This window comes from Bradyrhizobium sp. URHC0002, from assembly GCF_054059515.1.
The window spans coordinates 7,177,101-7,190,443 of record NZ_JBSSCF010000001.1 but is presented as its reverse complement, the minus strand read 5'-3'; the positions used below and the strand labels follow the sequence as shown (position 1 = coordinate 7,190,443).

Annotated in this window: 10 protein-coding genes and 2 pseudogenes; 9 read left to right on the top strand and 3 right to left on the bottom strand. The window is 61.8% G+C overall.

Annotated elements, in window-relative coordinates:
* The first annotated feature begins 158 nt into the window (after nt 1–158).
* On the top strand, nt 159–854 hold the full coding sequence (locus ACVWVY_RS35000; RefSeq protein WP_456630656.1) for a TetR/AcrR family transcriptional regulator: 696 nt from the start codon (nt 159–161) through the stop codon (nt 852–854).
* An 8-nt stretch (nt 855–862) separates the two neighbouring features.
* Here the strand turns inward: ACVWVY_RS35000 and ACVWVY_RS34995 are convergent, their stop codons facing one another.
* On the bottom strand, nt 863–1,603 hold the full coding sequence (locus tag ACVWVY_RS34995) for a TSUP family transporter (protein ID WP_456630655.1): 741 nt from the start codon (nt 1,601–1,603) through the stop codon (nt 863–865).
* A gap of 113 nt (nt 1,604–1,716) precedes the next feature.
* Between ACVWVY_RS34995 and ACVWVY_RS34990 the strand changes: the two genes are divergently transcribed.
* The 3 genes from ACVWVY_RS34990 to ACVWVY_RS34980 all read left to right on the top strand — a co-directional run bounded on the left by ACVWVY_RS34990 (nt 1,717) and on the right by ACVWVY_RS34980 (nt 5,320).
* On the top strand, nt 1,717–2,595 hold the full coding sequence (locus tag ACVWVY_RS34990) for a LysR substrate-binding domain-containing protein (protein WP_456630654.1): 879 nt from the start codon (nt 1,717–1,719) through the stop codon (nt 2,593–2,595).
* A gap of 171 nt (nt 2,596–2,766) precedes the next feature.
* Entirely contained in the window at nt 2,767–4,365 is a 1,599-nt protein-coding gene (locus tag ACVWVY_RS34985; RefSeq protein WP_456630653.1) for a Do family serine endopeptidase, read from the top strand.
* 274 nt (nt 4,366–4,639) lie between these two features.
* Nucleotides 4,640–5,320, top strand: a complete 681-nt coding sequence (locus ACVWVY_RS34980; protein WP_456632389.1) for a winged helix-turn-helix domain-containing protein — start codon at nt 4,640–4,642, stop codon at nt 5,318–5,320.
* A gap of 114 nt (nt 5,321–5,434) precedes the next feature.
* Here the strand turns inward: ACVWVY_RS34980 and ACVWVY_RS34975 are convergent, their stop codons facing one another.
* Nucleotides 5,435–5,671 carry a helix-turn-helix domain-containing protein gene (locus tag ACVWVY_RS34975; RefSeq protein WP_456630652.1) on the bottom strand — a complete coding sequence of 79 codons (237 nt, stop codon included), beginning with the start codon at nt 5,669–5,671 and terminating at the stop codon, nt 5,435–5,437.
* A 979-nt stretch (nt 5,672–6,650) separates the two neighbouring features.
* Between ACVWVY_RS34975 and ACVWVY_RS34970 the strand changes: the two genes are divergently transcribed.
* The 4 genes and pseudogenes from ACVWVY_RS34970 (at nt 6,651) to ACVWVY_RS34955 (ending at nt 11,466) form a co-directional block, all read left to right on the top strand.
* Nucleotides 6,651–7,607, top strand: a complete 957-nt coding sequence (locus ACVWVY_RS34970) for a hypothetical protein (protein ID WP_456630651.1) — start codon at nt 6,651–6,653, stop codon at nt 7,605–7,607.
* Nucleotides 7,552–9,777: pseudogene (gene clpB / locus ACVWVY_RS34965) on the top strand (ATP-dependent chaperone ClpB); the annotation flags it as partial. The gene ACVWVY_RS34970 and the pseudogene clpB, both read left to right, overlap by 56 nt.
* Nucleotides 9,778–10,194: 417 nt before the next feature.
* A pseudogene (locus ACVWVY_RS34960) lies at nt 10,195–10,650 on the top strand (metallophosphoesterase family protein).
* 429 nt (nt 10,651–11,079) lie between these two features.
* Nucleotides 11,080–11,466: a hypothetical protein gene (locus tag ACVWVY_RS34955; protein ID WP_456630650.1), complete on the top strand. Its 387-nt coding sequence runs from the start codon at nt 11,080–11,082 to the stop codon at nt 11,464–11,466.
* Nucleotides 11,467–11,493: 27 nt separating this feature from the next.
* Here ACVWVY_RS34955 and ACVWVY_RS34950 read toward each other — a convergent pair whose 3' ends face one another.
* Complete coding sequence (locus ACVWVY_RS34950) at nt 11,494–12,717, bottom strand: DUF1236 domain-containing protein (RefSeq protein ID WP_456630649.1); 1,224 nt, start codon at nt 12,715–12,717, stop codon at nt 11,494–11,496.
* Nucleotides 12,718–12,935: 218 nt separating this feature from the next.
* Here ACVWVY_RS34950 and ACVWVY_RS34945 point away from each other — a divergent pair, with 218 nt between their 5' ends.
* The gene (locus tag ACVWVY_RS34945; RefSeq protein ID WP_456630648.1) at nt 12,936–13,292 is read left to right on the top strand and encodes a hypothetical protein; all 357 of its coding nucleotides are present in this window, start codon (nt 12,936–12,938) and stop codon (nt 13,290–13,292) included.
* Nucleotides 13,293–13,343 lie beyond the last annotated feature (51 nt).

Below are 13,343 nucleotides of genomic sequence, written 5' to 3'. Positions count from 1 at the left end.
AGAAACTTCTCTGGAATGTCTTGCCGCGGCTGCGCCTGAGCGCACTTGCGTAACGGCTGTGAAAAGTATAGTACACACTATACCTCAAAAGTAAAGTGCTCACTATACAAAAAGATAGTGCGCACTATACAAGCGGAAAAGCGAGGGTTCTCAACGCCATGGCCAAGAAGACACGCACGTCGCTGCGCGACATCGAGCAGGAAGCCGAAAAATTCATCGCACCGAAAACCGAAAAGGAGAGGGCGATCATCGACGCCGCTGTCGAGTTGTTCGGCAAGCATGGAATCGACGGCGCGACGACGGCGCAGATCGCCAGGCTCGCCAACGTCACCGAGAAGACGCTGTTCCGTTACTTCCCGTCGAAGAAAGACCTGGTGAAGCGGGTGTTCTTTCCGCTGCTGCTGCGGATCGGGCTGATGCGGAACTGGGAATCCTTCAAGGGCCTTCTGAAGGAGAAGGGCAATGGTTCGGGCTTTCGGAACTGGTACGTCGCGCTTGCGACTGACCGGCTCGCGACCGTCACCAGAAATCCGCTGCTGGCCCGCACCGTTCTGCTCGAGCTGGTGCAGAACGAGGAGCTGCGCGACGCCATGGAGCAGGTCTGGCGCCAATATATCTGGCGCCCGATGATCGAAAGCCTCAACGAACTCAAAGCCGAGGGCGACATTCGCAAGGAGGTCGACGTCGAGGTCCTTGCCCGAGCCGTGCACTGCCTCCACATCGGCTACTTCCTGACGCGCCATGTGCTCGCCCCGCAGGTGAAATGGGACGATGCGACCCAGATCGAACTGATGGCGGACATTCTCGAGCACGGTGCGGGCACGGCGGGACGGCGCAATTCGGGGCAGCGATGAGGCGGGCCTCATAGCAGCACCAGTCCCTCGATCAGGTAGATGGTAGAGACCGCGCCGATCACGTAGCGCGACCAGGTTCGGAATTGCTTCTCGCTGATCAAGTCGAGGACCAGCCGCGAGAGGTGCGTTCCGGCGATCGCCAGCGGGACCGCGATCGCGACGGCCATCAGCGATATCCGCTCGCCGCCGCCGAGCAGCAGGTGGCCGAAATAAGCGACCTTGAGGGAGTGGCTGAGGAATTGCACCGCGGCCTTGGTCGCGACCTGCTGCTTGCGGTCGAGTTGCGAGCGGACAAAAAAGACGTCGAGGATCGGCCCGGACACGCCGGCCAGGAGCTGCAGGACAGTGCAAAGCGCCCCGCAGCCATAATCGTGTCCCCGCCGTCGCAAGTCGGGCGCGAAGTGAGGCGGAAGCGCCAGCCCGATGAAGGGCGTCAGGCCAATGATAATTAGGGCTATGGACTTGCTGGCCGTGATCGCGGCCGCGCTGATCGCCACGGTTACGATGGCCGCGCTGGCGGCATAATGAGCGACGATCCGCCAGTCAGTATGCGCTCGCCATTGCCAGGCCCGCCAGCCGCTGGAGGCCATTTGCACGAGGCCGTGCAGCACCATGGCTGGCGCCAGTGGCATGAATGCCAACAGGATTCCTAGCAGTATCATGCCCCCGGCCATCCCGAAAATGCCTGAGACGAACGAGGTCGACACGATGGCGGCAGCGAAGCCGGCGGCGATGGGGAGGCTGAGCATGGGCGTCGTCCCGGTGAGATCCGATGCCGTTCCATGCGCGCTTGACGGCGTTGCCGCAAACGCGTTTAGTTCAGCCATAGGCCAAGGAAAAGTTAGTCTAACGAGGCTATCCCATGCGGCGCCTTCCTTCGCTGAACGGTTTGCGAGCCTTCGAGGCCGCGGCGCGCCATGGCAGCTTCGTGGCTGCGGGGCAGGAGCTGAACGTCACGCAGGCGGCGATCAGCCGTCTGGTGCGGCTCTTGGAAGCGCGCCTCGGATTTCCGCTGTTCGAGCGTCTGCCCAATGGCCTGGTGTTGACCGCGCAGGCGAGGGCGCTGCAGCCAAATCTCACGGCGGCATTTGACTCGATTGCCTCGAGCGTCGCGCAGGTCTCGGCGATGCGCACGACGCCTGTTCTGACGATCGGCGTCGGGCCGTCTTTTGCGACGCGCTGGATGATTCCGCGCCTTGCGAGCTTTTATCGCGCCCATCCCGACATCGAGGTGCGGCTTGCGACTGGCGGCGCGATCAATCCGTTCCGGGATGACTGGACCTGCGGCATTCTTCTCGGCGGCGGCGATTGGCCGGAACTGGCGGCGGAGCCGTTATTTTCCGCCGACCTGTTTCCAGTATGCGCCGCTTCGATTGCCCGGCGGCTCGGCAAGCCATCGGACCTGTTGCAGGAGAGCTTGCTGCAGGTGGTTCACTCGCCGGAGGATTGGCCGTTATGGCTCTCCGCCGCAGGCGTGAAACGCCGCCGTGCCGCGTTGGGGCCGAGCTTTGCCAATTACGGAATGGCGTTGCAGGCTGCGCTCGACGGCGTTGGTGTGGCGATTGGCCTGCGCCCCTATGTCGAAGACGACATCGCCATGAGCCGTCTGGTCGCGCCGTTTTCGCTGTCGGTCCCGAAGGGTAGGGCGTGGTATCTTGTGTACCGTCCGTTCCGCGAAACCGATCCCGGCCTGATTGCCTTCCGCGATTGGCTCAGGCAGAATTTCACGGAAAAACCGTAGAACTAACCGGCTGATTTACCTGCGATATTCTGCCGCATCCATAACCGCCTCCATTACAAAAGTTTAATTCGGCAGCCAGCGCGCGGTAAGGCGGCAAACCCCATCTTCAATCCTGTCAGGTGCCCCAGCCCCCGCACCGTCGAAATCAGGTTCTCTGGAGATTTTAGAAACATGACCGAACGTCCCGTCGATCTTTCCCAGCTACCGTCCTACGGTGCAGCGCGCCGTTCGCTGTTCTCCGCGCGCAAGTTCGCGCTGATGGCTTCCGTCGTCGCCGGCCTCGGCGCCGCCGTCTATGGCTTCTCGCCGCAGCAGGGCCCGCTTGATGTCTTCACCAGCGCGGCGCACGCGCAGGTCAACACCGAAGTCCGCAAGGTCGAGCGGCCGATCGGCTTTGCTGACATCGTCGAGCGCGTGAAGCCGTCGGTTATTTCGGTCAAGATCAACATCGCGGAGAAGACGGCCAAGGGTGACGACAACGCCAACAAGGACGAGGACTCGCCGTTCCAGCCGGGTTCGCCGATGGAGCGCTTCTTCCGCCGCTTCGGCGGTCCGGATGGCTTGCCGCCCGGCCTGCGCGGTGGACCGCGTGGCGGCCGTGGCCCGGTCACCGGCCAGGGTTCCGGCTTCTTCATCTCGCCTGACGGCTTTGCCGTGACCAACAACCACGTGGTCGACGGCGCCGACAAGGTCGAGATCACGATGGACGATGGCAAGACCTTCACCGCGAAGGTGATCGGCACCGATCCTCGCACCGACCTGGCGCTGATCAAGGTCGAGGGCCGCAAGGATTTCCCGTTCGCCAAGCTGTCCGATAGCAAGCCGCGGATCGGCGACTGGGTGCTCGCGGTCGGTAACCCGTTCGGCCTCGGCGGAACCGTGACCGCCGGCATCGTCTCGGCCTCCGGCCGCGACATCGGCAACGGCCCGTATGACGATTTCATCCAGATCGACGCGCCCGTGAACAAGGGCAATTCCGGCGGTCCGGCGTTCGACACGTCAGGCGAAGTGATGGGCGTCAACACCGCGATCTATTCGCCGTCCGGCGGTAGCGTCGGCATCGCGTTCTCGATCCCCGCTTCGACGGTCAAGAGCGTGATCGCCCAGCTCAAGGACAAGGGCTCGGTCAGCCGCGGCTGGATCGGTGTCCAGATCCAGCCGGTGACGTCCGATATTGCCGACAGCCTCGGCATGAAGAAGGCGGAAGGCGCACTGGTGGCGGAACCGCAGGCGAATGGTCCGGCGGCCAAGGCCGGCATCCAGTCGGGTGATGTCATCACCGGCGTCAATGGCGAGCCGGTCAAGGATGCCAAGGAACTCGCCCGCACCATCGGCGGTCTCGCGCCGGGCAATGCGGTCAAGCTCAACGTGCTGCAGAAGGGCCAGGAAAAGGTCATCAACCTCACGCTCGGCCAGTTGCCGAACACGATCGAGGCCAAGGCCGACACCGATAAGGAAGACAAGGGTGGCCTGAGCAAGGGAACCGGCGTGCCGAAACTTGGCCTGACGGTTGCCCCCGCCAACAGCGTGGCCGGCGCCGGCAAGGAAGGCGTCGTGGTCACTGAGGTCGACCCGAAGAGCGCTGCGGCCGAACGCGGGTTCAAGGAAGGCGACGTCATTCTCGAGGTCGCCGGCAAGAGCGTCGCCAGCGCTGGCGAGGTGCGTGAGGCGATCGACGCCGCCCGCACCGACAACAAGAACAGCGTTCTCATGCGCGTGAAGAGCGGCGGTTCGTCGCGCTTCGTCGCGGTGCCGCTGGCGAAGGGCTAAACGAGGACTAGATATCAGATGGAGGGTTTCGCCGGCATTCGTCGCCCCCGCCGACGTCTCCTTCCGGGGAGCGGGTCCAAAACTCGCTCCCTCTGGCAACCTTCCAGCGGAATACGCCCCCCTCCGTCGGAAGGCCCAAAGGGCGGTGAGGTCCCCCAGCTTCACCGCCCGCTTTTTTCACTTCATCGAGAGAGCCGCCGGTCGCCTTGCATGTGCAGGGCGACCGCGCCATGGTGAGAGAAAGCCCATTCCCGTGACCGCAACTGCCCCGCAAATGCGCCTGTTGATCATCGAAGACGACCGCGAGTCCGCCGACTATCTGGTCAAGGCGTTCCGTGAAGTCGGCCATGTCGCCGATCTCGCCAGCGATGGCGAGGAGGGGCTGTCGATGGCCGATGGCGGCGACTACGACGTGCTCGTGGTGGACCGCATGCTGCCCAAGCGCGACGGCCTGTCCGTGATCGGGAGCTTGCGCGAGAAGGGCAACCGCACGCCGGTCCTGATCCTCTCCGCGCTCGGCCAGGTCGACGACCGCATCAAGGGGCTGCGCGCCGGCGGCGATGATTACCTGCCGAAACCCTATTCATTTGCCGAACTGCAGGCGCGTGTCGAGGTGCTGTCGCGTCGCAATGTCGGCCCGGCCGAAGAGACCACCTACCGCGTCGGCGATCTCGAGCTCGATCGTCTCTCTCACAGGGTTGCCCGCGGCAAGGACGAGTTGACGCTGCAGCCGCGCGAGTTTCGCCTGCTCGAATATTTGATGAAGCATGCCGGCCAGGTGGTGACCCGCACCATGCTTCTGGAAAACGTCTGGGATTATCATTTCGATCCGCAGACCAACGTCATCGACGTGCATATTTCGCGGCTGCGCTCCAAGATCGACAAGGGTTTTGAGCGGCCCTTGCTGCACACGATCCGTGGCGCCGGATACATGATCCGTGATGGGATCAGATAAGATACAACAATTATTGCACTTTTTCAGGCGTATTGTTTTTTGATTGCCAATTATTTACCGCTTGTCCCAACCGTCAGTCGGCTCCGTAGCAACGCCCAAAAGTAAAAGCCCCGCCTAAGCGGGGCCTTCTTCAATCGGCTTGCCGGCGTCCGGCAGCATTTTGAGCCATACTCTCAAATCGTCCGGCAGGATGATCGTACGCCTCCCGTGCTTCTTGGCCTTGAGATCACCGCCGCTGATCGCTTCGCGAATGGAGGTCAGCCCGATCCCCGTGAGCGCGCTTGCCTCCTCGGGCGACACCGATAGCCGTTCCGAGAGCGGTACCTTTCCCTTCTGCCCGAATTCGTTCATCAGATAAGCGCCTTATCGTTTGCGGCCACAACGGTGCGGCTGGTCTCGTCGCCCTTGTGATCGACCTGCGATTCCGGCACGCGCGACAATCTCACGCGCCTCCTTGGCGTAGCTCGGTACTGAGGCCAACAAAGAGCGCATCGAAAGAGGTGATCATTCCCCACATGATGCAATTGGCCGTGCCGAAGCGAAATGGTTGTCAGAAATGCGTCGTACAATTGGATACCAAAGCGAATGAAAGGAGAGGCGCCCGCTTCCCAATTTCTTCGCCCTACTCAAGGCGATAGCTGCGACGAATTTCTGGGGCTTGGGTCGAAGCCTCTCACCACTATGAAGGTGATCAGCTGCTGATATCGGAAAATGGTTCGTCTGGACTCGAGCCTGCAACCGCACCGTTATGAGCGAAAGAAAATCGGTTAGCCTCGTTGATTTTGCAGCGGTTTGTTTGATTTCGATTGCGTTCGTTGTGTTTCGAACAGGTTGTTTCTGGTGCGAAACTGGTGCGGCCGTTGCGCCTGCAAGCGCGCTCTCGGAATGGCCGGCGCATCGGCCGTCAAGTTTCGGATCCATTCGTCGTGGATAGCGTCTGTCCAGTGCGCTCAACAAGGCGATCAACGGCGGCTTGGACAATGATATTTCTGAGGTGAAGGGGACATAGAATGCAGGCGTCGAAGACGGCGACCGAGGGCTCAACGCCATGGCGCTGCCTGAGGTCCTCGGCGAGCGCCTAACGCACGTTCAATGCGTTCGATCTTGCATAGCTGAGATCGCGCGGTATTCGGCATGGTCGGAGTCTATCCACATGCCGGCATCCGAATCTTTGCAATGATTTGGAAGTAGGCTTCACTAGCAGTCTTTCCCAGTGATTCGCACGGCTTACGATCGATTTCGTGCCGGGAACGGCAAGCAGCACACCGCCTGATTCGGCGACAGTTGAATAACTGTTCGAGAGTGTGAGCTGAATGCTAAGGTACAGACGATGCCGATACCCGTAACTGCGCAACTGCCCCCACCGGAAAGCTGGGAAGAGTTTGAGAGCATGTGCGCGGATCTGTATTCGCGCATCTGGAACGATCCCAACACGCAGAAGCACGGACGCCAGGGCCAACCGCAGGGTGGGGTTGACGTTTATGGCCGGCCTGATGGTCAGCACTATGCGGGCGTGCAGTGCAAGAAGAAGGATACTTGGCCTCTAAAAGAGCTCACGATCACTGACGTTGATCAGGAGGTCGAAAAGGCCAAGACATGGCACCCTGGCCTAACGGAATACATCGTTGCAACCACGGCCCCCAACGACGAAAAGGTGCAGAGCCACGTTCGAGACGTGACAGCTGCGCACAGCTTGCAGGGCTTGTTTCCTGTATCTGTCGTGGGTTGGAGTGAGCTAACCAGGAGGCTCACCTCCTATCCAGACCTAGTAAGGAAGTATTACCCGAACATCGCCTTCGCTGACATCGCGCGAGAGCTCGCCGATACTCTACCCGTGCTGACGGTCAAACTTTTGGCTGAGAAAATACGCGACTTGCCTGCGGTTGCTTCAGCCTCCGATGGGGCGATCGAGGTTGCCAAAACAGCCATTTATGAGCCGTCCGTCGTGAGGGCGCTCGAGCGGGACTTGGCCGCTCGATACCACCGAGCAATAAGGCGGTCCTTCTTTCCCGAAGCGGTCAAAATCGACGAGTTTCAGAGCCTCGCAGATTTCGCCCTGGACGACCAGTCTATCAATATCCAAAGTGATCTAAGGCGTCGCGTGTTGCTAAGAGCTTCTCGCAGCGCCGCCGTGCGTGGATTTATTGACAAAGCCGAAGCGTTGCTGACCGCCGCCCAAGCGATGAATGGCCCTGACTCTGATGTCATCGCCCGGGCTCGCCTAGTCCAGGCACGCGGCGATCGAAGCGCTGCGCAAGGGCCGCAGCGCCGACAGCGCAACGGCTGAAAACGCCTATGACGCGCTGAAGAAATACGCCCGCGACCTCACGCAGGCCGCGCGCGACGGCAAGCTCGACCCCGTGATCGGCCGCGACGAGGAAATCCGCCGCACCATCCAGGTGCTCTCCCGTCGCACCAAGAACAATCCCGTGCTGATCGGCGAGCCCGGCGTCGGCAAGACCGCCATCGTCGAGGGCCTGGCGCTGCGCATCCTCAATGGCGACGTGCCGGAAAGCCTGAAGGACAAGCAGCTGCTCTCGCTCGACATGGGCGCCCTGATTGCGGGCGCCAAATACCGTGGCGAGTTCGAGGAGCGGCTGAAGGCCGTGCTGCAGGAAGTCATCGCGGCCGAAGGCTCGATCATCCTGTTCATCGACGAGATGCATACGCTGGTCGGCGCCGGCAAGGCTGATGGCGCGATGGATGCGTCCAACCTGTTGAAGCCCGCATTGGCGCGGGGCGAGCTGCACTGCATCGGCGCCACCACGCTCGACGAATACCGAAAGCATGTCGAAAAGGACGCGGCGCTGGCGCGGCGCTTCCAGCCGATCTTCGTCTCGGAGCCGACGGTCGAGGACACCATCTCGATCCTGCGCGGCCTGAAGGACAAGTACGAGCAGCATCACGGCGTTCGCATCACCGATTCCGCGCTCGTTGCCGCGACCACCCTGTCGAACCGCTACATCACCGACCGTTTCCTGCCCGACAAGGCGATCGACCTGGTCGACGAGGCCGCGGCGCGGCTGAAGATGCAGGTCGATTCCAAGCCCGAAGAACTCGATTCGATCGACCGGGAAATCATCCGGCTGAAGATCGAGCAGGAGGCGCTGAAGAAGGAAACCGACGCCGGTTCCAAGAGCCGCCTGCAGGCGTTGGAAAAGGAGCTCGCCGATCTCGAGGAGAAATCGGCGGCGCTGACGGCGCGCTGGAGCGCGGAGAAGAACAAGCTCTCCGATGCGCAGAAGCTGAAGAGCGAACTCGACGCCTTGCGTATCGAACTCGCCAACGCGCAGCGCCGCGGCGAATTCCAGCGCGCGGGCGAACTCGCCTATGGCAAAATTCCGGAGCTGGAAAAGAATCTCGCGGAAATCGAAGCCAAGGAAGGCGCCGGCGAGATGATGGAGGACGCGGTGACCGCCAACCACATCGCGCAGGTGGTGTCGCGCTGGACCGGTGTTCCCGTCGACAAGATGCTGGAAGGCGAAAAGGACAAGCTCCTGAAGATGGAGGACCAACTCGGCCGGCGCGTGGTCGGCCAGGCCGAAGCGGTGCGCGCGGTGGCAACCGCGGTGCGCCGTTCGCGCGCGGGCCTGCAGGATCCGAATCGCCCGATGGGCTCGTTCATGTTTTTGGGTCCCACCGGCGTCGGCAAGACCGAGCTGACGAAGGCGCTGGCGGAATACCTGTTCAACGACGAGACCGCGATGGTTCGCCTCGACATGTCGGAATACATGGAGAAGCATTCGGTGTCGCGACTGATCGGCGCGCCGCCGGGCTATGTCGGCTATGACGAGGGCGGGGCGCTCACCGAAGCGGTGCGGCGGCGGCCCTATCAGGTCGTGCTGTTCGACGAGATCGAAAAGGCGCACCCTGATGTCTTCAACGTGCTGCTGCAGGTGCTTGACGATGGCCGCCTGACCGATGGCCAGGGTCGCACCGTCGACTTCCGCAACACGCTGATCATCATGACCTCGAACCTCGGTTCGGAATTTTTGGTGAACCAGCCGGAAGGCGAGGATACGTCCGAAGTGCGCGAGCAGGTGATGGGGATGGTGCGGGCGCATTTCCGGCCCGAATTCCTCAACCGTGTCGACGAGATCATCCTGTTCCACCGCCTGCAGAAGAGCGAGATGGGGCGGATCGTCGAGATCCAGTTCACTCGTCTCCAGAGGCTGCTGGAGGATCGCAAGATCACGCTGACCCTCGATGCTTCGGCGCGCGACTGGCTGGCTGCCAAGGGTTGGGATCCCGCCTATGGCGCGAGGCCCCTGAAGCGGGTGATTCAGCGCCATCTGCAGGATCCGATGGCCGAGATGATCCTCGCCGGCGAAATCAAGGACGGCGATCGCGTCGTGATCTCGGCCGAGGGCAATGTCCTGACCTTCAATGGTAAGGCGCCCCAGACCGCCGAGGTAGCCCAGTTCGAGGCGCCACAGCCCAAGCGCAAGCTGCATTAAAGGGGAATGACGTCGTGCTGATCGACGACGCCCCACAGCCGGCCAGCCATGTGCGCGGGCGATTAAGCTGAAGTATCCCACCAGGATAGAAGCGAGTGTAGGTGCGGGGTGGCCAGCACAGCTACGCCGAGCAATGGCAGAAAGCTCTGGAAGTCGACGCCAGTCGTTCAGCTATCGTTCTAATGAGCCAGAGGCGGAACCCGGGGAGGGTGCCCGGGTTCCTAGCCCGCCGGAACAGCATCCCTCCCTCTGGGGACCGCTCGGCATGGCTGCCCTCTTATGTTCACAAGCTAGCTGAACCGTCGGTGAACTTTTGCACTTAGGGACTAAGAACGCACGAGCAATGTGTCGCATAAGGCGCCCGTCCAGTCTCTTGGGATGCTAACGCCCCGTTCGGTCCTTGAGGAATAATGCGCAGTGCTGAGGATTGGCATCATCTCGGACATCCATGGCCTGCTGCGGCCCGAGGCTGGTCGATGGCTGGCCGGAGTAGTATATCATCCACGCCGGTGATGTTGGTCGCGTGGACGTTCTCGAGGGACTGCGTCGGATTGCGCCCGTCACCGCAATCAGAGGAAACATCGATACCGGCGAGTGGGCAAAAAATTATCCGGATACTCAGATCGTACGGCTGGGCGGGCGAAGCTTCTACGTCTTGCACGATCTTCAGGAACTGCAATTCGACCCGGCAAAGCACGGATTTGACGTGGTCATTTCAGGCCACTCGGATCGAAAACTATTGACAGGGTCCTCTACCTGAATCCCGGAAACGCCGGGCCACGGCGTTTCAAGCTGCCCGTCACATTGGCGACTCTGGAACTGACCGCACGCGGGCTTCAGCCCATCATTCACGCGGTTAGTTGCGCCAACTGATCGCACAAACGGCGCGACCGACTTTTCGAGGGCCTGTTGAACACCAGCTCACTTCGGCTGCTAAAGCGCTGGCGGAGGTGGAGCAGGGGCATTCGGTGGGCAAACTCGTGCTCGTCGCTGACTGAATATTTTCGCCGCGATTCCCGCAGCGCTCAATCGAACCCAACTCTGATGCAGCGATCTGCGAGCGAGACGAGCCAAGGCACCCTGGGTTCAAGGAAGGACGGGCTTCTCAAGGTGATGGTGCCGGATGAAAGCTTTCACGTGAGATGCTAGGCCGATCGGGATTCTTGTCGAGCAACGCCTTTTAAGGAAAGATGCTTTCCCTATGAATTCGCGAACACGGACGCCACGCGAGTTGCACTCACCATCCTTGTTGCGATTTCCGCGCTTTTGTTGCCCGTGACTTCTGTCGGGACTGAGCTGGCGGTGATCATTGCAATCAGCACCACCCGGCCGATCTACGTTCGCTTCAAGCCTCCTCGTCTTTGGTCGGCGTTCATCACCCTCACAGATGCTGCCAAGTACACCGCCAAGCTGCCCGAGGCGCTGATCCCGGTGGCCGAGAGCGGAGGCCCGGCGATACTGGCGCGCATCGGCGGCCTGCGGGGCGTTGAACCGCAACCACGTCCACGAGTTCAACCGACGCGAAAGGACCGCACCGGGCCGGCGCAAACTCAACTGGGATCAGCCATGACCGTTTTTGTTCATGCCAACACCTGCAAGCCGACCGGCGACGTTGACCACATCAAGGTGTTTGCAAACCAGGCTGCCGCGGAGACGTACAGCCTCCTTACACTGCCCCTCTCCCCGTGAAACCGGGGAGAGGGAGAACAGCCAGCCTCAGTCGATCACCTGGACGATCTTCTGCTGCTGCGGGTCAACTAGAACCACCTCGTCGCCGATGGCGAGATAACGGTAGTTGGCGAGCTCCGGATGGTTGCGCGCCAGCTCTTCCGGCACTGGCTGCAGCGACAGACAGTTTGACGCCGAGGTTCCGCCTCTGCCGCCCGAAGGCGAGGTCGACCCGACCGTCGTCGAAGAGCTCCGCACCAATTCCCTGAACCGCGTGCGCGTGTCATCGCTGATGTGGACACGGTCGCGGCCGTATGCCGCCTGGCTGTGACCCGGTCCGTCGTCGAGAATATCGACGACCTCGCGCCGCCGCGGATCGATAATGGCAACGCGGTTGTCGATCACCGTGTACTCATAGTCCCGGTATTGCGGCATGATCCGCACGATATCGGGCGGCAAACGGCGCGCCTGCACACCCCGCGGCAACCGCCTGCCGACATCGAGCTGGACATTGAGATTCTGGCTGGTGACCGTCCGGTCGCGCCGCAGCTGATCGACGACTTGCCTGCGCTGATCGTCGTTGACCGCGGTCGAGGAAGTCTGGCGGTTCGATTGATCCGGCGCCTGGCCGGTCTTCTGGGTCTGTGTGTTGTCGGCCGGTCGCGCGCTCTGCTGTGGCGAGGAGGTGGAGGGCTGGGCGGCCTGATCGCGCTGCTCCTTGCGATCGCGATCGATCTGCTGCTGGGTCTGCTGCTGCTTGGTATCGGCCGGCCTGGTGGCGTCCTGCGCGCGGTCCTGCTTCTGCTGACCTTCGCGGCCCCGCAGCTTTTCCTCTGCCTGTTGCTTCTGGTCGGTAGCCGGCTTGGCATCGCGGCCCTGCTGCAGATCCTTCTGCGCCGTGCTTGAGGGCGCGCGCTCGCCACGGCTGGGTTGATCCTGGCTCTGCCGGGTCGGCTCTTTTGACTCGCGGCTTTGCGGTTCCTGCGCCTGCTTGCTGCGCTCGGCTGGCGACGGCGCCTCACCGTGCTGCATGTCCTTGGCGCCGCCCTTCGAATCGGATTGCGCGCGCTCCTTAATGCGATCAGCCGCGCCGCCGCGATCCGGCTCCTTCGACTGGGCGGCTGGACGGTCCATTTCCCTGGACTGAGACGCCGGTGACTGGGAGCGGGGGCTCTCCTCGCGTTTCTGAGAACCTTCCGGCGATTGCGCAATGGCGGCACCGGCGCCGATCGCCAATGCCATCGCTGTCGTGTAAAGCCAATTAATCCTCATGGGAGAACCTCCTGTTGGTTCCCCCCACCCGTCTGGATTGGGTAACCTAGGTTGCCGCGTTTGGTTCCACCATGACGACGGTCAACCGGCGGCGAGGCAATCCCGACAAGGAAGCAAAATATCTCAACGTCTTTCCACCGTAACGACTCCAAGACGGTCTATCGTCCGATGGCGAAGGACGTCCCTGTCGATGGCTTCTGGTCAATCAGCGGCTCCTCGTGGCCGCTGAAAATCACCTTCTCAGTTTGCTGGATGCTTCGGCGCTGGCGCTGCTGAAACCGCACATGCGGACGATCTCGGTCGAACATGGCGAACTGCTCCACGGCTCCGCGTCGGAGGTCGACTTCGCCTATTTCCCGCGCTCCTGCATCATTTCCGTTCTCGCCAGCACCGGCCAAGGCGTGACCGCCGAGACCTCCGTCATCGGCCGCGAGGGCATGATCGGGTCAGCGCACGACGATCAATCTGGTCGGGCGCTCGCTGAAAAATGCCGGTCTCATCCAGATCGGCCGGGGCCGCAAAGTCGCCGTGATCCGGTCAAACGGACGCGAATGACCCCTTGGCGGACTTGTTGATGTAGACCTCTGGGGCGGTTGGGCCTATCTTCTTGGAAGTACCTTGGCCCT

What these genes read in the sequence shown, in the direction of transcription:
- ACVWVY_RS35000 (WP_456630656.1), top strand. Translation starts at nt 159, where the DNA reads ATGGCCAAGAAGACACGCACGTCGCTGCGCGACATCGAGCAGGAAGCC.
- ACVWVY_RS34995 (WP_456630655.1), bottom strand. Translation starts at nt 1,603, where the DNA reads ATGCTCAGCCTCCCCATCGCCGCCGGCTTCGCTGCCGCCATCGTGTCG.
- ACVWVY_RS34990 (WP_456630654.1), top strand. Translation starts at nt 1,717, where the DNA reads ATGCGGCGCCTTCCTTCGCTGAACGGTTTGCGAGCCTTCGAGGCCGCG.
- ACVWVY_RS34985 (WP_456630653.1), top strand. Translation starts at nt 2,767, where the DNA reads ATGACCGAACGTCCCGTCGATCTTTCCCAGCTACCGTCCTACGGTGCA.
- ACVWVY_RS34980 (WP_456632389.1), top strand. Translation starts at nt 4,640, where the DNA reads ATGCGCCTGTTGATCATCGAAGACGACCGCGAGTCCGCCGACTATCTG.
- ACVWVY_RS34975 (WP_456630652.1), bottom strand. Translation starts at nt 5,671, where the DNA reads ATGAACGAATTCGGGCAGAAGGGAAAGGTACCGCTCTCGGAACGGCTA.
- ACVWVY_RS34970 (WP_456630651.1), top strand. Translation starts at nt 6,651, where the DNA reads ATGCCGATACCCGTAACTGCGCAACTGCCCCCACCGGAAAGCTGGGAA.
- ACVWVY_RS34950 (WP_456630649.1), bottom strand. Translation starts at nt 12,717, where the DNA reads ATGAGGATTAATTGGCTTTACACGACAGCGATGGCATTGGCGATCGGC.